Source organism: Phenylobacterium sp. GW823-FHT02A09 (assembly GCF_058797775.1).
The window spans coordinates 151,371-169,263 of sequence record NZ_JBXAJZ010000005.1 but is presented as its reverse complement, the minus strand read 5'-3'; the positions used below and the strand labels follow the sequence as shown (position 1 = coordinate 169,263).

Annotated in this window: 14 protein-coding genes; 9 read left to right on the top strand and 5 right to left on the bottom strand. The window is 69.1% G+C overall.

Annotated elements, in window-relative coordinates:
• Positions 1-46: 46 nt before the first annotated feature.
• Both AC1Q87_RS20915 and AC1Q87_RS20910 read right to left on the bottom strand, forming a co-directional pair.
• Positions 47-1,249, bottom strand: a complete 1,203-nt coding sequence (locus AC1Q87_RS20915) for an acetyl-CoA C-acyltransferase (RefSeq protein WP_492610761.1) — start codon at positions 1,247-1,249, stop codon at positions 47-49.
• A gap of 82 nt (positions 1,250-1,331) precedes the next feature.
• Entirely contained in the window at positions 1,332-3,413 is a 2,082-nt protein-coding gene (locus AC1Q87_RS20910; RefSeq protein WP_492610760.1) for a 3-hydroxyacyl-CoA dehydrogenase NAD-binding domain-containing protein, read from the bottom strand.
• Between the two features lie 174 nt (positions 3,414-3,587).
• On the opposite strand from AC1Q87_RS20910, the gene AC1Q87_RS20905 reads away from it, so the two are divergent.
• The 4 genes from AC1Q87_RS20905 to AC1Q87_RS20890 all read left to right on the top strand — a co-directional run bounded on the left by AC1Q87_RS20905 (position 3,588) and on the right by AC1Q87_RS20890 (position 8,122).
• Positions 3,588-4,367 carry an SDR family oxidoreductase gene (locus AC1Q87_RS20905; protein WP_492610759.1) on the top strand — a complete coding sequence of 260 codons (780 nt, stop codon included), beginning with the start codon at positions 3,588-3,590 and terminating at the stop codon, positions 4,365-4,367.
• An 82-nt stretch (positions 4,368-4,449) separates the two neighbouring features.
• On the top strand, positions 4,450-7,530 hold the full coding sequence (locus AC1Q87_RS20900; RefSeq protein ID WP_492610758.1) for an intermembrane phospholipid transport protein YdbH family protein: 3,081 nt from the start codon (positions 4,450-4,452) through the stop codon (positions 7,528-7,530).
• A gap of 32 nt (positions 7,531-7,562) precedes the next feature.
• Entirely contained in the window at positions 7,563-7,745 is a 183-nt protein-coding gene (locus tag AC1Q87_RS20895) for a YnbE family lipoprotein (protein ID WP_183776208.1), read from the top strand.
• 11 nt (positions 7,746-7,756) lie between these two features.
• Entirely contained in the window at positions 7,757-8,122 is a 366-nt protein-coding gene (locus AC1Q87_RS20890; RefSeq protein ID WP_492610757.1) for a YdbL family probable chaperone protein, read from the top strand.
• A gap of 265 nt (positions 8,123-8,387) precedes the next feature.
• On the opposite strand, the gene AC1Q87_RS20885 is transcribed toward AC1Q87_RS20890, so the two are convergent.
• Positions 8,388-8,594: a DUF4170 domain-containing protein gene (locus AC1Q87_RS20885; protein ID WP_183776214.1), complete on the bottom strand. Its 207-nt coding sequence runs from the start codon at positions 8,592-8,594 to the stop codon at positions 8,388-8,390.
• A gap of 189 nt (positions 8,595-8,783) precedes the next feature.
• Here AC1Q87_RS20885 and AC1Q87_RS20880 point away from each other — a divergent pair, with 189 nt between their 5' ends.
• Positions 8,784-10,220: a helix-turn-helix domain-containing protein gene (locus AC1Q87_RS20880; protein WP_492610756.1), complete on the top strand. Its 1,437-nt coding sequence runs from the start codon at positions 8,784-8,786 to the stop codon at positions 10,218-10,220.
• A 70-nt stretch (positions 10,221-10,290) separates the two neighbouring features.
• Positions 10,291-11,520 (top strand): TetR/AcrR family transcriptional regulator, encoded by a 1,230-nt coding sequence (locus AC1Q87_RS20875; RefSeq protein WP_492610755.1) that lies wholly within the window; start codon positions 10,291-10,293, stop codon positions 11,518-11,520.
• Here the strand turns inward: AC1Q87_RS20875 and AC1Q87_RS20870 are convergent.
• Both AC1Q87_RS20870 and AC1Q87_RS20865 read right to left on the bottom strand, forming a co-directional pair.
• The gene (locus AC1Q87_RS20870; protein WP_492610754.1) at positions 11,517-13,223 is read right to left on the bottom strand and encodes a GAF domain-containing hybrid sensor histidine kinase/response regulator; all 1,707 of its coding nucleotides are present in this window, start codon (positions 13,221-13,223) and stop codon (positions 11,517-11,519) included. The genes AC1Q87_RS20875 and AC1Q87_RS20870 overlap by 4 nt on opposite strands.
• 191 nt (positions 13,224-13,414) lie before the next feature.
• A complete protein-coding gene (locus AC1Q87_RS20865; protein ID WP_492610753.1) occupies positions 13,415-14,350 on the bottom strand; it encodes an isopenicillin N synthase family dioxygenase in 936 nt (311 codons plus the stop codon).
• Between the two features lie 84 nt (positions 14,351-14,434).
• Here AC1Q87_RS20865 and AC1Q87_RS20860 point away from each other — a divergent pair, with 84 nt between their 5' ends.
• The 3 genes from AC1Q87_RS20860 (at position 14,435) to AC1Q87_RS20850 (ending at position 17,893) form a co-directional block, all read left to right on the top strand.
• The gene (locus AC1Q87_RS20860) at positions 14,435-15,109 is read left to right on the top strand and encodes a YiaD family glycine zipper/OmpA-like lipoprotein (RefSeq protein ID WP_183776239.1); all 675 of its coding nucleotides are present in this window, start codon (positions 14,435-14,437) and stop codon (positions 15,107-15,109) included.
• Between the two features lie 147 nt (positions 15,110-15,256).
• Positions 15,257-17,104, top strand: coding sequence for a monovalent cation:proton antiporter-2 (CPA2) family protein (locus AC1Q87_RS20855; protein ID WP_492610752.1), 1,848 nt, complete (start codon positions 15,257-15,259; stop codon positions 17,102-17,104).
• Between the two features lie 72 nt (positions 17,105-17,176).
• A complete protein-coding gene (locus AC1Q87_RS20850) occupies positions 17,177-17,893 on the top strand; it encodes a CoA transferase subunit A (RefSeq protein WP_492610751.1) in 717 nt (238 codons plus the stop codon).

Here is a 17,893-nt window from a genome sequence, read left to right as displayed (position 1 = left end):
AGCGATTTCGGCGACTCCCTGATGATGGGCGCGGCTTTCCGTCCTCTTAGAAGATTTCGAAGAGGCCGGCCGCGCCCATGCCGCCGCCGACGCACATGGTGACGACGCCGTACTTGGCGCCGCGACGCTTGCCTTCGTGCAGGATGTGGCCGGTCGCGCGGGCGCCGGTCATGCCGTAGGGGTGGCCGATCGAGATGGCGCCGCCCGAGACGTTGTACTTCGCCGGGTCGATGCCCAGCTTGTCACGGCAGTACAGGACCTGCGAGGCGAAGGCCTCGTTCAGTTCCCACATGTCGATGTCTTCGATGGTCAGGCCGTTGCGGGCCAGCAGCTTCGGGATCGCGAAGACCGGGCCGATGCCCATTTCTTCCGGGCCGCAGCCGGCGACGGCCATGCCGCGATAGGCGCCGAGCGGGGTCAGGCCGCGCTTTTCGGCTTCCTTGCGTTCCATCAGCACCACGGCGGCGGCGCCGTCGGACAGCTGCGAAGCGTTGCCGGCGGTGACGAACTTGCCTTCCTTGACGAAGATGCCGCCCTTGAAGACCGGGGCCAGCTTTTGCAGGTCGGCCAGGGTCGTCTGGGGACGGTTGCCTTCGTCCTGGGTCAGGGTGACTTCCTTCTCGGAGAACTCACCGGTTTCCTTGTTCTGCACCATCATGATCGAGGTCAGCGGCGCGAGTTCGGCGTTGAACACGCCGGCGGCCTGGGCGGCGGCGGTGCGCTGCTGCGATTGCAGGGCGTATTCGTCCTGGGCTTCGCGGCTGATGCCGTAGCGGTCGGCCACGATCTCGGCCGTCTCGATCATCGAGGTATGGACTTCCGGCACGTGCTCGTTGAGCCACTTATCGCTGGTGCGATAGCGGTTCATCTTGTCGTTCTGGACCAGGCTGATGGACTCCAGACCGCCGCCGATGGCGACCGTCGCGCCGTCGTTGATGATGTACTTGGCGGCCGTGGCGATGCCCATCAGGCCCGACGAGCACTGGCGGTCGAGAGTCATGCCCGAGACGGTGTTCGGCAGGCCGGCGCGCAGGGCGGCCTGGCGGGCGATGTTGTTGCCGGTCGAGCCCTGTTGCAGAGCCGCGCCCATGACCACGTCATCGATTTCGCCCGGGTCGACGCCAGCGCGTTCGACCGCGGCGCGGATCACGTGGCCGCCGAGCTCGGCGCCCGAGGTGTTGTTGAACGCGCCGCGATAGGCCTTGCCGATCGGGGTGCGGGCGGTGGAGACGATAACGGCTTCACGCATTGAAGAGCATCCTAACGAGTTGGGAGGGTAGTCCTGCTCACCCCCGGCGCGGACGCCGGGGGCGGTTTGGGTCTGCGTCGCCTTAGAGGTCGGCGAACTTCTTGTTTTCAGCGACAAGCTTTTCCAGGAGCGCGGCCGGCTTGAACTGGTCGCCCATGGTGGCTTGGAATTCCTTCATCTTGGCGAGCACCTTGGCCGGACCGACCTGGTCGCCGTAGTGCATCGGGCCGCCGCGATAGACCGGCCAGCCGTAGCCGTTCTGCCAGACCACATCGACGTCCGAGGCGCGGATGGCCTTGCCTTCTTCGAGGATCTTCACGCCCTCGTTGATCATCGGGAAGATGCAGCGCTCGAGGATTTCCTCGTCGCTGATCTTGCGCGGGTTGGCGCCCGACTTGACGATGAAGTCGTTGATCACCTTCTCTGTGAACGGGCTCGGCTTGGCGACGCGGTTCTCGTCGTAGTCGTAGTAGCCGGCGCCGGTCTTCTGGCCGCGGCGGTCGGCTTCGCAGAGCACGTCGCGGATGCTTTCGCCCTTCGACTTTTCCTTGACCCAGCCGATGTCCAGGCCGGCCAGGTCGCTCATCGCGAACGGACCCATCGGGAAGCCGAAGTCGTAGAGCACGCGGTCGATGTCCCAGGGCATCGCCCCTTCCATCACCAGCTTCTGGGCTTCGCGCTGACGGGCGCCGAGGATGCGGTTGCCGACGAAGCCGGGGCAGACGCCGACCAGCACGGCGACCTTGCCGATCTGCTTGGCCAGCTTCATCGAGGTGGCGATCACTTCCTTGGAGGTGTGATCGGCGCGGACGATCTCCAGCAGCTTCATCACGTTGGCCGGTGAGAAGAAGTGCAGGCCGATGACGCTTTCCGGGCGCTTGGTGACCGAGGCGATCTCGTCGATGTCCAGGCCCGAGGTGTTGGTGGCCAGGATCGCGCCGGGCTTACAGATGGCGTCGAGCTTGGTGAAGATGTCCTTCTTGATGTCCATCCGCTCGAAGACGGCTTCGATCACCAGATCGACGTCGGCGAACGAGTCTTCCATCGACAGCGAGCCGGTGATCAGCGCGCAGCGCTCCTCTACCTGGGCCGCGGTGATGCCGCCGCGCGAGGCGGTGCGCTCGTAGTTCTTGCGGATGGTGGCCAGGCCCCGGTCCAGCGGCTCCTGCTTCTGCTCGACGATCACCACCGGAATGCCGGCGTTGGCGAAGTTCATGGCGATGCCGCCGCCCATGGTGCCGGCGCCGATGATGCCGACCTTCTTGATCGGGATCAGGGCAGTGTCGTCCGGCACGTCCGGGATCTTCTGGGCGGTGCGCTCGGCGAAGAACGAGTAGCGCTGGGCGGCCGATTGCGGGCCGGTCATCAGCTCGCCGAACAGCTTGCGCTCGACGGCCAGACCCTCGTCGAAGGGCAGGTTCACCGCCGCCTCGATGGTCTGGATGTTGTATTCCGGGGCCAGGAAGCCGCGGAACTTGCGGGCGTTGGCCTTGCGGAAATCGGCGAAGATCTCGGGCTTGTCGCGGGCGGCCTCGACCTTTTCGTTCTGGTCGCGGATTTTGCGCAGGGGCTTACCTTCGGCGACCACCTTCTTGGCGAAGGCGAGGGCGCCTTCCTTCAGCTTGCCTTCTTCGACCAGCTCGTCGGTCAGGCCGCCGGCCAGGGCTTCCTTGGCGCCGACGTGGCGGCCCGAGGTCATCATTTCCAGGGCGCGCTCGGGGCCGACCACGCGGGGCAGGCGCTGGGTGCCGCCGGCGCCCGGCAGCAGGCCGAGGTTCACTTCCGGCAGGCCGAACTTGGCCGACGGAACGGCGACGCGGTAGTGGGCGCACAGCGCCACTTCGAGACCGCCGCCCAGCACGGTGCCGTGGATCGCGGCGATCACCGGCTTGGGCGAGTTTTCCATCATGTCCTGCACGTCGGTCAGGCTGGGACCAGCCATCGCGCCGCCGAACTCGGTGATGTCGGCGCCCGCGATGAAGGTGCGGCCTTCGCAGATCAGCACGATGGACTTGGCGGCGTCGTTGGCGATGGCGGCCTTGAAGCCTTCGAACAGGCCCTCGCGGACCTTGGCTGACAGTGCGTTCACCGGCGGAGAGTTGAGCGTGATCACCGCGACGTCGCCGTCGAGCGTGAGGTCGGTCACCGAATTGATCTCGGCCATGTGGCGCATCCTCGATTGCTTGGAGAGGGACGGCTCGTGGCGTGGCCGCCCTTGGATTCAAACGGTTGTTTACAGGCCCCGCTTGGCCGGCGCGAGTCAAAAATCCGTAGGGTTTTCGAGCGTCGAACGTGGGTCTATCACCCCTACAAGACATCACCTTAGGGGAAGCAAGACATGGCTCAGGGACTGTTCTCGCTGGAGGGCCGCGTGGCTCTCGTGACCGGCGGCTCGCGCGGCATCGGCAAGATGATCGCCAAGGGCTTCCTCGATGCGGGCGCGGCCCGGGTCTACATCTCCTCGCGCAAGCCGGCCGCCTGCGACGAGACCGCCGCCGAGCTCGGCGAGCGCTGCATCTCGCTGCCGCAGGACGTCTCGACGGTCGAGGGCTGCCAAGCCCTGGCCAAGCGCCTGACCGACGCCGAGCCGAAGCTCGACATCCTGGTCAACAACGCCGGCGCCGCCTGGGGCGCGCCCTTCGACGAGTTCCCCGAGAGCGGCTGGGACAAGGTCGTCGACCTGAACCTGAAGTCGCCGTTCTTCCTGACCCAGGCGCTGCACGGCGCGCTGAAGGCCGCCGCCAGCCATGAGCAGCCGGCCAAGGTCATCAACATCTGCTCGATCGACGGCATCCGCCTCAATCCGCAGGAGACCTATTCCTACCACGCGTCCAAGTCGGGCCTGATCTATCTGACCCGCCGCATCGCCGCCGAGCTGATCAAGGACTCGATCAACGTCACCGGCATTGCGCCGGGCGCCTTCGCCTCGGAGATGAACCGCGTGGCCCGCGACCAGGGCGACGAGATCGCCAAGCGCATCCCCTCGCGTCGCATCGGCCGCGACGAGGACATGGCCGCGGCCGCGATCTACCTGGCCAGCCGCGCCGGCGACTACGTGGTCGGCGAGACCATCGCCGTCGACGGCGGCGTGGCCCTGGCGACCACGGGCGGCCTCTAAGTCCGGGTGTAAACTTCCGACAGACGGCCACGCTTTCGACGGTTTTGCGTTATCAACTGCTGGTGAGCAGCAGGCGTCGCGTTTGACCGAATCCGAAACGAACCCGCCAACCCGGGCGGCCCGGCGCCGATGGCGCCGGGTCCATACGGCGCTGGCCGCCGGCGTGATCGTGGCCGTCGTGGTCGGCGGCACGGTCTATCTGACCCGCCGGGCGATCGCCCGCGAGCTGCTGGTCGGCTGGCTGGAATCGCGCGGCGTGCCGGCCGACGTCGAGTTCCGCGAATTCGAGTTCGGCGGCTTCACCGCGCGGGTCCGCGCCGGGCCCGAGAAGGATCCCGACGTCTCGGTCGAGCGGGTCGAGGTCCGCTACGGCTTCACCGGCTTCTGGTCCGGCGAGGCCCCCGGCGTGCGGGTCACCTCGGTCAAGCTCTACCGCCCGGTGGTCAAGGGCGCGTTCAGAGCTGGCAAGCTGAAGCTCGGCACGCTCGATCCGCTCATCGAAGAGTTCACCAGCCGGCCGCCGCAGCCGCAGGGGCCGCAGCCGCGGGTCGAGATCCACCGCGGCGTCGTGCGGCTCGACACCGACTACGGTCTGTTGAAGGCCAGCGCCGACGCGCGGCTGGCCGATGGCCGGCTGATGGCGATGGACGCGCGGCTCGAGCCCGTGGCGCTGAAGGGCGAGGGCGTGGCCGCGCGGCTGGGCGAGGTCAGCCTGAAGGTGGCGACCACCCGCGGGCGCGTGGACGTGCTGCTGCTGGCGCCGGTCGAAGACTTGGACGCGCAGGGCCTCAAGGCGCAGGACGGCCGCGTGCGGCTGTCGGTCCAGGGCCCCTATCCCGATACGGTCCGCAAGCGCGGCGAGGGCCGCCTGATGGCGCGGCTCGAGGCCTCGGCCGCCCGTGCGGCGCTTGGCGAGGACAGCTTAGACGAGCTGCGGCTGGTCGCCAATTTCGACGGCGCGACGCGGGGCTGGATCGAAACCCTGGTGCTGGAGGGCGACGGCGACCTGCAGGTCGGCGCACGCGGCGGCAAGGCGGCCGGCTTCACGCTGGCCGGGCTCAAGGGCGAAGTCTCGCTGGGCGACGTGCGCTGGACGCGGTCGGCCGACGACGTGGTCTCGGGCGAGATCAGCAGCCGCTTCTCGGCCGACCAGGCGCGCGGCGGCGACCTGCGCCTGACCGACGCCCGAGGCGAACTCGGCGGCCTGGCCGCCTATGACGGCAAGCGCGTGGACCTGGCCCTGCGCGGGGCGCTGACTTCGCGCGGCGGATGGTCGGGCCTGGGACCGGTCGCGGCGAGCGACCCGGCCGAGACCGCGGCGCTCAAGCGGGCCCTGGCCGACTTCCAGCTGACCGCCAGCTCGATCGCGCTCAACGCCTCGCGCGAGGGCGTGTCGGTAGGCCTCGGCCAGCCGGCGGTGGTGCGCACCGCCAGCGGCGGCGAGCTCAAGCTCCACCGGGCTTCGGGCGGGCCGATCTACGCGAACGGCGCCGGCGGCTTCGACGTCCTGGTCCGCGGCGGCGGATTGCCGGAGGCGACGCTGGCGGTGTCGCGCTATCGCCTGACCGACGACGGGATCGTCGCCACCGCGGCGCTGCAGGCCAAGGGCGGCTTCGCCCCGGTCAGCGCCGCCAGCATCGACGCGGCCGGCGAGGTGCGCATGACGGGCGGCGCCGTCGACTTCGTCGCGGCGCGCTGCGTCGTCCTGATCGCCGGTCACGTGGAGCTCGGCGACAGCGACCTCGAGCGGGCGAGCGGCGAGCTGTGTCCCAGCGCCGGCGCGCCGCTGATCAGTCTGCGGGGCGAGACCTGGCGGCTGCGGGGACGGGCCAAGGGCGTCGCGGCCGCGCTGCCGTTCCTCGAAGCGCGCGTTTCCCAGGCCGCCGGGTCCATCGACCTCTCCGGGGCCGGTGCGTCGATCAACGGCCAGGTCGCGGTGAGCGGCGTGCGTCTCGACGACACCGCCGCCGAAACCCGCTTCAACCCCGTGCGCGCGAGCGGTCAGGCCCGGGCCCGCGGCGGCGGTTGGACCGCGGACTTCGCGCTCACCGATCTGGCCGGGCGACAGTTGGCGACGGGCGATCTGCGCCACGGCGCCGACGGGCGCGGCGTGCTGGCCTTCGACACCGGCATGCTGAACTTCGAGGACGGCGGGCTGCAGCCGATCGGGCTGTCGCCCTTGGCCGCGATCGTCGCCTCGCCGGCCAACGGCCGGGCCCGCTTCGACGGCGAGATCGCCTGGGCCCCGGGAAGCTCGACCAGCCATGGGACGCTGACCGTCGAGCGGATGAATTTCCTCAGTCCGATGGGCCCCGTCAGCGGCCTCGCCGGCCGAGCCGAGTTCAACAGCCTGATCCCGCTGACCGCCGCGCCCGGGCAGGTGTTGAAAGCCGAAGTGGTCAACACCCTGGTGCCGCTGACCGACGTCGACGTGGTGTTCGGGCTCGAGCAGGACGCCGTCACCGTCGGCGGCGCGCGGCTGGCCATGGGCGAGGGGACGCTGTCGTTCGAGCCGTTCCGGGTGCCGTTCGACCTTAGCCAGCCGTGGAGCGGGGTGCTCGACATCGAGGGCGTGCAGGTGAAGGACCTGGTCGAGGCCTCGCCGTTCGGCGACCGGGTCGACCTGGAGGCGCGGCTGACCGGCAAGGTGCCGTTCGAGGTTCGCCCCGAGGGGGTTCGGGTGAAGAGCGGGACGCTGCGGGCCATCGAGCCGGGCCGCCTGTCGATCCTGCGCGAGGCGCTGGTGCCGGTGGCGGCGGAGGGCGGCGAGGTGGTCGGCGCGGCCGTCGAAGGCGCGCCGACGGTGCCGGTCGCGCCTGTCGCGACCGAGGCCGGCGAGATCAACGCCTTCAGCGAATTCGCCTATCAGGCCATGGAGCACCTGGCCTTCGACACCCTCGACGCCGAGGTCAACAGCCTGGAGAACGGGCGGCTCGGCGTGCTCATGCATCTGAAGGGCGAGCACACGCCCCCCAAGAAGCAGGAAATCCGCCTGACCCTGATGGACCTGATCCGCCGCGACTTCCTGAACCGGTCGCTGCCGCTGCCGTCGGGGACCAAGGTCGACTTGACCCTCGACACCAGCTTGAACCTCGATCAGATCCTGAAGGACTTCGGCGAGTACCAGGCGTTGCGCGGTTCACAAGCCGTTCAGCCGGAATGATCCACCTTGGCCGTGAATTTGGAGACCACCATATGATGAGAACCTTGCCAGCCGTGGCGGTCCTGGCCGGAGCAGCCCTCACCAGCGCCTGCACGCCGACCGTGCGGGTCGAGGTGGCGCCGATCTCGATCTACGCCAAGCTGGACGCCGACGTCCGGCTGCGCCTGGACGACGACGTCAAGGCGCTGATCAAGCAGAACCCGAACCTGTTCTAAGGGGATAGAGCATGACCTATCGCAATCTGATGGCGCCCGTCGCCGCCGTGGTCGCCACCCTCACCCTGGCCGGCGCGGCCCACGCCGATCCGGCCGCCGCCAAGGCCGCTGTCGACGCCGCCAAGGCCCAGGGCGTGGTCGGCGAGCAAGCCGATGGCTTCCTCGGCTTCGTCAACTCCGGCGCGGCCAGCGCCGATGTCCGCGCCGCGGTGGCCGAGATCAACGCTGGCCGCCGCCAGCTCTACGCCCAGGCCGCCACCCAGAACGGCGTCAGCGCCACTGCGGCCGGCGCCTCGGCGTTCCGCACCGTGGTGCAGGGCAAGCTGCGCCCGGGCGACTTCTACCAGGACGCCGGCGGCGCCTGGGTCAAGAAGTAGGCGTCACGCCGAATTCAACGCGAAAGGGCGTCCCGCGAGGGGCGCCCTTTTTCGTTTTCGCTGGTGGTCGCTGGCGGTGATCGGGGCAGGGAAGCGACCGAATACAAGCTTCCCCGCCCGTCACCCTATCCGCCCCCCTTTCGGAGGTCCCGGATGCCGTATCCGCGGCGGCTCGCGCGCCGCGGCAAGAACTCAAAAAAGTGAGCCCGCCCCACCCCGAAAGATCGGGCGGGCTCAAGGAGAGACAACTGGAAGCCCCGTGACCCTAGGCCGGCAGTACGAGCTGTTCGGACGCGATGGCGAAGCGCATGGTGGCCTGGCTGCGGGTCTCTTCGGACACCTTCGCCCAGGCCTGCTTGGCTTCGTCGCGGCTCTCGTACGGCCCCAGCACCTGGGGCGCGCCGTTCTTCAGCTTGGTGAAGGCGAGGCAGCTGTATTCCCCGCCGACAACCCAGAACCGTTCCTTGGTCATGGTCTCTTGCTCCCCCGGCTGGCGCCGGAACTGAGTCTTGTGAAAACCGATTTCGCCGGCCCGTGCTGTGAGCCGTCGATCGAACCTAGCTGTTGGCCGGGCGGGGGCGAAGAGGCCGGCTTGTGCAACAAGGCTCACTTGTCACAGTGCGACCTTGTAAATGCTGTAAATCTGTGACAACCCGACAGCATGGCCGTGACCACCACCGACCGGAAGCTGTTCCTGGGCGCGCGCCTCAAGCGCCTGCGCCGCGACCTGGGCCTCACCCAGACCCGGATGGCCGAGGATCTCGGCGTCTCGCCCAGCTATCTGAACCTGCTGGAGCGAAACCAGCGGCCGGTCACCGCCCAGGTGCTGCTGCGGCTGGCCGAGGCCTATGACCTCGACCTCAAGAGCCTGGCCACCGACCCCGAGGACGGCGGCGCCACCGGCCTCTCGGAAGTGTTCTCCGACCAGATGTTCCGCGACCTCGGCGTCGCCCGCCACGAGATCGCCGAGGTCGCCGAGAGCGCGCCGGGCGTGTCCGAGGCCATCGTCCGTCTCTACCGCGCCTATCTCGACCAGCGCAGGCTCACCGACCTGGGCGCCATCGGCCGTCCGGAGGAGGGTTCGAGCGGCCCGGCGGTGCTGCCCTCGGACTGGGTGCGCGACTTCTTCCAGGCCCAGAAGAACTATTTCGCCGAGCTGGAGGAAGCGGCCGACGCCCTGACCGCGGACCTCGCCTGCGAACCGCTCGACTTTGCGATCACCGCGCGCGAGCGGCTGGCGGGGCGGCACGGCATCTCTGTGCGGGTGGTGCCGGTCGAGGTGCTGCCGGAGTCGGTGCGCCGCTACGACCACCACCGCAAGCGGCTGTTCCTGTCCGAGGCGCTGACCGCCGAGGGCCGCGCCTTCGCCCAGGCTTATCAGCTGGCGATCCTCGAATACGGCCCGCTGCTCGACGCGCTGGTCGAGCGCTCCGGGCCGCCCGACCGCTCGACCCGCGGCCTGCTGAAGGTGTCGCTGACCAACTACCTGGCCGCGGCGGTGATGATGCCCTACGCGGCCTTCCACGAGGCGGCCGAGCGCAGCGCCTACGACATCGAGCTGATCCGCGCCCGTTTCGGGGTGTCGTTCGAGCAGGCCTGCCACCGCCTGACGACCCTGGCGCGGCCCGGCGCGCGCGGCGTGCCGTTCTTCATGCTGCGGGTGGATTCGGCCGGCAACATCTCCAAGCGCTTCGCCGGTTCGACCTTTCCGTTCTCGCGCTTCGGCGGCACCTGTCCGCGCTGGAACATCCACGCCAGCTTCCGCACGCCGGGCCGGATCGCCACCCAGATCGTCGAGACCCCGGACGGGCAGCGCTACTTCACCCTGTCGCGCACGGTCAGCCGCTTCGCCACGCCCTATGCGGCCGGCGACACCGAACTGGCGATCGGGATGGGCTGCGAGCTGAAGTTCGCCGAGCGGCTGGTCTATTCGCGCGGCATCGACCTGCGCGACCCGGTCGCCACCGCCATCGGCCCGGCCTGCCGGATCTGCGAGCGGCCGGCTTGCCCGCAGCGTGCGGCCGAGCCAATCAACCGTACACTGATGGTCGACGACTTCACCAAGTCGATCTCGCCGTACCCCTTTGCGTCGGGCTGACGCCTTGCGCGGCAAGGGGCTTGCGATAGAGAAGGGGACAGGGGCGGTGCAAGGCGTGCCAGGGGCTCGGATGGCGGAACGTAAGGGCGTGCGGGCGACGGACCGCTTCCGCAGGAAGCGCGACGCGATCCTTGACGCTTCCACCGTCCTCCTGAACCAGCGCGGCGTGAAGGGCCTGACCCTGGCCGACGCCGCCGCCGCGGTCGGGCTCTCGACCACCAGCGTCACCTACTACTTCAAGCGCAAGGACGACCTGGCCGCCGCCTGCATGATGCGCGGCATCGCCTGGCTGCAGGAAGCGGCCGAGACCGCCGTGGCCGAGCCGACCCCGGCCGACCGGCTGCACCGGCTGCTGGAGCTCTACTTCGAGCGCGTGCGGCGGATGGCGATCGGCGAGGGGCCGCCGATGCCGACCCTGGCCGACGTGCGGGCGTTGAAGGATCCGCACCGCGCCCAGGTGATCGAGGCCTTCGCCAAGGTGTTCCGCAAGGTCCGCACCCTGTTCGAGGCGCCCGAGCTGGCCTGGCTCAACCGGGGGCGCCGCACCGCCCGCACCCACATGCTGCTGGCTCAGCTGTTCTGGTCGGGGGCCTGGCTGAACAAGTACGACCCCGAGGACTACGGCCGGGTGCGCGAGCGGGTGTTCGACATCCTGGTCGGCGGCCTGGCGGTCGAGGGCGCGAGCTGGGCGCCGGCGCCGGTGCCGCTGGCCGAACTGGCGGCGAGCGAGGGCGCGGAGATGAGCCGCGAGACCTTCCTGCTGGCGGCGACGCGACTGATCAACTCGCGCGGCTATCGCGGCGCGTCGGTGAACAAGATCTCCGAGGCGCTGAACGTCACCAAGGGCTCGTTCTACCACCACAACGACGCCAAGGACGACCTGGTGGTCGCCTGCTTCGACCGCACCTTCGAGGTCATGCGCCGGGTGCAGCGGCTGGCCATGGCGCTGGAAGGCGACCAGTGGCTGCGGATCTCCAGCGCCTCGGCGGCGCTGGCCGAATTCCAGCTGTCGCAGTACGGCCCGCTGCTGCGGGTCTCGGCGCTCTCGGCCCTGCCCGAGGAGATCCGCATCGAGCAGGTCGCGCACTCCGACCGGGTCTCGGACCGTTTCGCCTCGATGATCTCCGACGGCATCGTCGAGGGCTCGATCCGGCCGGTCGACGCGGCCATCGCCGCCCAGATGCTGAACGCCACCCTGAACGCCGGCTCGGAGCTCACCTTCTGGCTGCCCGACGTCACCCAGAAGGCGGCGCCGGCGGTGTTCGCCCGCCCGCAGCTGATGGGGATCTTCGCCCGCTAGGCGCGCAGCGCCACGACGTTGGAGCCTTGCGCAGCGCGCGCGACCTTGTCGGCCCAGACCTGTTCGACCACGTGCAGCAGCCGCTCGGCGGTGATCGGCTTGGTCACGTGGCCGTCGGCGCCGGCCCGCGCCGAGGCCTCGGCATGTTCGGGCATGGCGTTGGCCGTCAGGGTGTAGATCGGGGTGCGACGGCCTTCGCGCGCCTCGCGGCGGCGGATCGCCGAGATCGCGGTCAGCCCGTCCATGACCGGCATCTGCATGTCCATCAGGATCAGGTCGAACGGGCCGCGGGCCGCCTCGTCGACCGCCTCGGCGCCGTTCTCGACCGAGACCAGGTCGATCCCCGCCGCGCCCAGGATCAGCTCCACCACCCGGCGGTTAGTCGGGTGGTCTTCGGCCAGCAGCACCCGCATGGCGTCGAGCTCGGCCTCCTCGGCGGCGTGGGCCTCGTGCTCGCCCCACATCTCCACCGCCCCGTGGCGGCGCGGCAGTTCCAGCGTCAGCACGAAGGTCGCGCCCTTGCCGATCACGGCGCTGGCGCTCAGCTCGCCGCCCATCGCCTCGGCCAGCGAGCGCGAGATGGCGAGGCCAAGCCCCGTGCCGCCGTACTGGCGGGTGATCGAGCCGTCGGCCTGCTGGAAGCGGCCGAACAGCCGCTGGCGGGCGGCCTCGTCGAAGCCGATGCCGGTGTCGGCGACGGTGAACGAAAGGTGGGTGGTGGTCTCGTCGCGGCGGGCGGCGACGGTCAACCGCACCTCGCCCTCGGACGTGAACTTGACGGCGTTGCCCAGCAGGTTGGTCAGGATCTGGCGGATCCGCGGACCGTCGCCCTCGAACGCTCCCTGGGCGTAGGGCTCGATCTCGACCTTGAGCGTCAGGCCCTTGGCCTGGGCGCTGGCCTCGAACAGCGCCGCGCAGGCGCCCACCGAGGTCGCCATGTCGAACGGCTCGGGCCGGATCTCGATGCGGCCGGCCTCGATCCGGGCCAGGTCGAGAATGTCGGTCAGCAGCGCTTCCAGCGTCTGGGCCGAGGTCTCGATCAGCTCGACCATCTCGGCCTGGTGCGGGCTGAGCGGCGTCTTGGCCAAGGCCCCGGCGATGCCCATCACCCCGTTCAGCGGCGTGCGGATTTCGTGGCTCATATTTGCGAGGAACTCGCTCTTGGCCTTGTTGGCGGCCTCGGCCTCGCCGGCGTACTTTACGAGGTCGCGCTGAGCATGGTGGCGCGAGCACTCGTTCGAGGCGATGGCGGCCAGGTCGATCAGGTAGCTGGCAAGGTCGCCGTCATAGGCGTGCGGACCACGGCTGGCGACGCAGACCACGCCGATCGGTTGGCCGTCGGCCAGCCGGATCGGAGCGCCGGCGTAGAAGCGCACGGCCTCGGGGCCGACGACGTGCGGATGGCCGCAGAAGCGGGCGTCGGTCAGGGCGTCGGCGACCCACAGCAGCTGGTCCTCGCCGACCACGACCTCGGAGAACGACTGGTCCTGGCAGATCTGCTCGTCGGTCCAGCTCGGGCCGACGCTCGCGTGCCAGGTGCGCTCGGCGCCGACCATCACCACGTCGCCCAGGTCCAGCCGGGCGAAGGCGCGCGCCAGGCGGCCGATCCGCTCGAAGGTCGGCTTCAGCTCGTCCAGATCGAGGGTGGCGATGGCGGCCAGCCGCGCGGCCTCGGCCTGCGAGGCCGATTCAGGCTTGGACATGTTGATCCCCCCGGGCCGCGTCCTTGCGCCCAAGATCGGGCGGCGCGGTTAAGTTTCCGTCTTTTTCCGAACGCCGTTCGGCAACCTTTGGTCGATCAGTTGTGGAAAACTGTCAAGCTTGGGGATTTCTTGCAGATATGGCGTGCAGCATGGCGAAAACCGACCCTCCGGCGCGGCGGGGCGGCTTCCGCCTATAGAAGCTTGATCTCGCGCAAACGTTCCTTGAGGAACTCGTCGGCGGTGATTGGCGCCAGCCCGCGGTCGGGATGCTCGGGGGTGATGCAACCTGGCAGGGTGCGGATCTCGTAGTCCGGATTGAAGTGCAGGAAGAACGGCGTCGAGTAGCGCGCGAAGCCGCGGCGCTCGGGCGCCGGATTGACCACCCGGTGGGTCGTCGAGGGCAGCACGTGGTTGGACAGCCGCTGCAGCATGTCGCCGATGTTGCAGACGACGGAGCCGGGCGGCGGATTGATCGCCAGCCACTGGCCGTCGCGGTCCAGCACCTCCAGCCCGGCCTCCTCGGCGCCGAGCAGCAGGGTGATGACGTTGATGTCCTCGTGCGCGCCGGCGCGGATGTTGGGCCCGTCCTTGGGCACCGGCGGATAGTGCAGCAGCCGCAGGATCGAGTTGCCGAAGTTCACGGTCGGATCGAAGAACTGGCGGTCCAGCTTCAGATAGACGGCGATGGCTTCCAGCACCTGCCGGCCCATGCCGTCCAGCGCGTTGAACAGCCAGGCGATCTCGGTGTGGAACGCCGGAACCTCGGCCGGCCAGACATTGTCGGGCATGAAGTCGCGGAACGGGTGGCCGGGCGGCAGGTCGCGGCCCATGTGCCAGAATTCCTTGAGGTCGAAGTGCTTGGCGTCCTTGGCGGTCTCGATGCCGAACGGGGTGTAGCCGCGCTGGCCGCCGGTCCCGACGACATAGGCGCGCTTGACCTCCTCGGGCAGGGCGAAGAAGGCCTTGGTGGCGGCCAGCGCCGCCTCGATCCGCGCTTGCGGCAGGTCGTGGTCGGAGATCACCGCAAAGCCGTAGCGGGCGAACGATCCGCCCAGATCATGGGAAAAGCCGTCGAAGTCGCCGTCGAAACGCTTGAACGAAACCGGCTTGATCGTCTCTGTCGTCACGTTTGAACCTTCGTCCCGGCTCGCGGGAACCTTGACCGTAGCGCTCGCGTTCGCACCTGAGTTTCACGATCGAGGAGATCGCTTATGCGCAAACTGACCGCCCTCGGGGCCTGCATCCTCGGGGCAGGGGCCCTGGCCGCCTGCACCACCACCGACCCCTACACCGGACAGGTCGTCCGCAACAACACCGGCACCGGCGCGATCGCCGGGGCGCTGGGCGGCGCGGCGCTGGGCTATCTGACCAACACCAACCGCAGCGAGCAGGGCCGCAAGAACGCGCTGATCGGAGCGGGTATCGGGGCGCTCGCCGGCGCCGGCGTCGGCAACTACATGGACCGCCAGCAGGCCGAACTGCGCCGCGAACTGGCCGGCAGCGGCGTCGAGGTCCAGCGCCAGGGCGACAACATCGTCCTGCAGATGCCGAGCGACGTGACCTTCGGCTTCGACCGCTCCGACATCCAGCCGCAGTTCTACGGCGCGCTCGACGACGTGGCGCGCAGCCTGAACAACTATCCGCAGACCCTGGTCGACGTGATCGGCCACGCCGACTCCACCGGCCGCGCCGACTACAACCAGACGCTCTCGGAACGCCGGGCGCTGTCGGTGGCCGACTACCTGACCGGCCGCGGGGGCGTGCTGCGCGACCGTCTCTATGTGGAAGGCCGCGGCTCGACCCAGCCGATCGCCGACAACTCGACCGACGCCGGCCGGGCCAAGAACCGCCGCGTCGAAATCGTGCTGCGGCCCTACACGGGCTGACGGGCGCCGGCCTGCCCCATCGGCGGGCAGGCCGGTCCCTCGCGCTGCTCAGGCGGCGGCCCCCCGTTGCGCCAGGGGGTCTTTTGACACCACATACGCGCGAGAGCCGCCCCGCTCGGAGGGGCGGTCGAACGTATTGGAGCGTCGATGGCGGCAGAGGCTGCGGGGATGAATCTTGGGCACGCCGTCGCCCTGCTGGCCGCCGGCGTCGTGGCCGTGCCCCTGTTCCGCAAGCTGGGGCTGGGATCGGTGCTCGGCTATCTGGCCGCCGGCCTGGTGATCGGTCCGTTCGGGCTGAAGCTGTTCGCCGATCCGGAAGCGATCCTGCACGTCGCCGAACTGGGCGTGGTGCTGTTCCTGTTCCTCATCGGCCTGGAGATGCGGCCCAGCAAGCTATGGAGCCTGCGCGGCGAGATCTTCGGGCTCGGCGCGGCCCAGGTGCTGGTCTGTTGCGTCCTGCTGTCCGGCGTCGCGATCCTCGGTGGGTTGCCGCCGGCCGCGGCGGTGATCGGGGCCAGCGGCTTCGTGCTCTCCTCGACCGCCGTGATCATGAAGATGCTCGACGAGCGCGGCGAGACCTCGACCGAGGCTGGCCAGCGCGCGGTCTCGATCCTGCTGCTCGAAGACCTGGCGGTGGTGCCGCTGCTGGCGCTGGTGGTCGTGCTCGGCTCGATGGGCGGCGGGGCGGTCGAGAGCGGCCGCCCGGTCTGGCTCGGCCTGCTGATTGGTCTCGGCTGCATTGCGGTGGTGATCGCCGCCGGCCGCTGGCTGCTGAACCCCTTCTTCCAGATCCTGGCCCGCACCGGCGCGCGCGAGATCATGACCGCCGCCGCTCTGCTGGTGGTGCTGGGCACTGCGCTCTTCATGCAGTGGGGCGGACTCTCCATGGCCATGGGCGCTTTCCTGGCCGGGGTGCTGCTGTCGGAATCGACCTTCCGCTTCCAGCTCGAGGCCGACATCGAGCCGTTCCGCGGCATCCTGCTGGGCCTGTTCTTCCTCAGCGTCGGCATGTCGCTCGACCTGTCGGTGGTGGCCGCCGAATGGGGCCTGATCGTGCTCGGCGTGCTGGCCTTCATGATCGTGAAGGCGGCGGGCATCTACGGCGTCGCGCGGCTGTTCAAGGCCGGTAACACCGAGGCGATCCAGCGCGCGGCGCTGTTCGCCCAGGGCGGCGAGTTCGCCTTCGTGCTCTATGCCGCGGCCGTCGCCGCCGGCGTGATGGACGGGCGCACCAGCGCGGCGATGACCGCCATCGTCATCATGTCCATGGCGCTGACCCCGCTGGTGGTGATCGTGCTGAACCGGGTGCTGCCGCCGCCCAAGGAATCGATGGACGGGGTCGAACTGGCCGCCAACCTCGAAGGCCGGGTGCTGATGATCGGCTTCGGCCGCTTCGCCCAGGTGGTCAGCCAGCCGCTGCTGGCCCGCGGCATGGAAGTCTCGTTGATCGAGACCGACGTCGAGATGATCCGCGCTGCCGGCACCTTCGGCTTCAAGGTCTACTATGGCGACGGCACCCGGCTCGACGTGCTGCGCGCCTCGGGCGCGACCAATGCCGAGGCGATCCTCGTCTGCGTCGACAAGCCGGAGGTCGCCGACAAGATCGTCGAACTGATCAAGGCCGAGTTCCCGCTGGCCAAGCTGTTCGTCCGCGCCTTCGACCGTGGCCACTCGCTGCGGCTGATCAAGGCCGGGGTCGACTACCAGATCCGCGAGACCTTCGAGTCCGCGCTGGCGTTCGGCAAGAACGTCCTCATCGAGCTCGGCGTCGACGAGGTCGAAGCCGCCGAGATCACCCGCGACGTTCGCCGCCGCGACACCGAGCGGCTGGAACTGCAGGTCGCCGGCGGTATCGCCGAGGGGCGCTGGCTGATGCGCGGCAACATGCAGACCCCGACGCCGGAGCCGTTCTCCGTGCCCCGCAAGGAGGGCGAGGCCGGCAACAAGGAGGCGGCCGACGCCATGAAGAAGTCGCCCAAGGCCCTGGCTGAGTAATTCTTCGCCATCTGATGAATTTTTTCACCTTACCCTGTTCTCAACGACGCGCTGGCAGCTTAAAGGGGCCTCATGGCTAAGACCCGCAACGACGCCGTGGACGCCCTGGCTGGGCTGCTGTTCGACGGCATGACCATCATGGCCGGGGGCTTCGGCCTCTGCGGCATTCCCGAGAACCTGATCGGCGCGATCAAGGAATCCGGCGTCAAGAACCTGACGGTGGTGTCCAACAATTGCGGGATCGACGGCTTCGGCCTCGGCGTCCTGCTCGAGAGCGGCCAGATCAAGAAGATGATCTCGTCCTATGTCGGCGAGAACAAGCTGTTCGAGCAGCTGTACCTCTCGGGCGCGTTGGAGCTGGAGTTCAATCCGCAGGGCACCCTGGCCGAGCGCATCCGCGCCGGCGGCGCCGGGATCCCCGCCTTCTTCACCAAGACCGGCGTCGGCACCCTGGTGGCCGAGGGCAAGGAAGTCCGCGACTTCGACGGCGAGACCTATGTGATGGAGCGCGGCCTCGTCGCCGACCTGTCGATCGTCAAGGCGCACACCGGCGACGCCGAGGGCAACCTCGTCTATCGAAAGACCGCCCGGAACTTCAATCCGATGATGGCCACGGCCGGCAAGGTCACCGTCGCCGAGGTCGAGAACCTCGTGCCGATTGGCTCGATCGACAAGGACCACATCCACACCCCCGGCATCTTCGTCGACCGCATCATCAAGGGCGCGGTCTACGAGAAGCGCATCGAGCGGGTCACCACCCGCCCCCGCGAAGAAAAGGCGAGCGCGTAA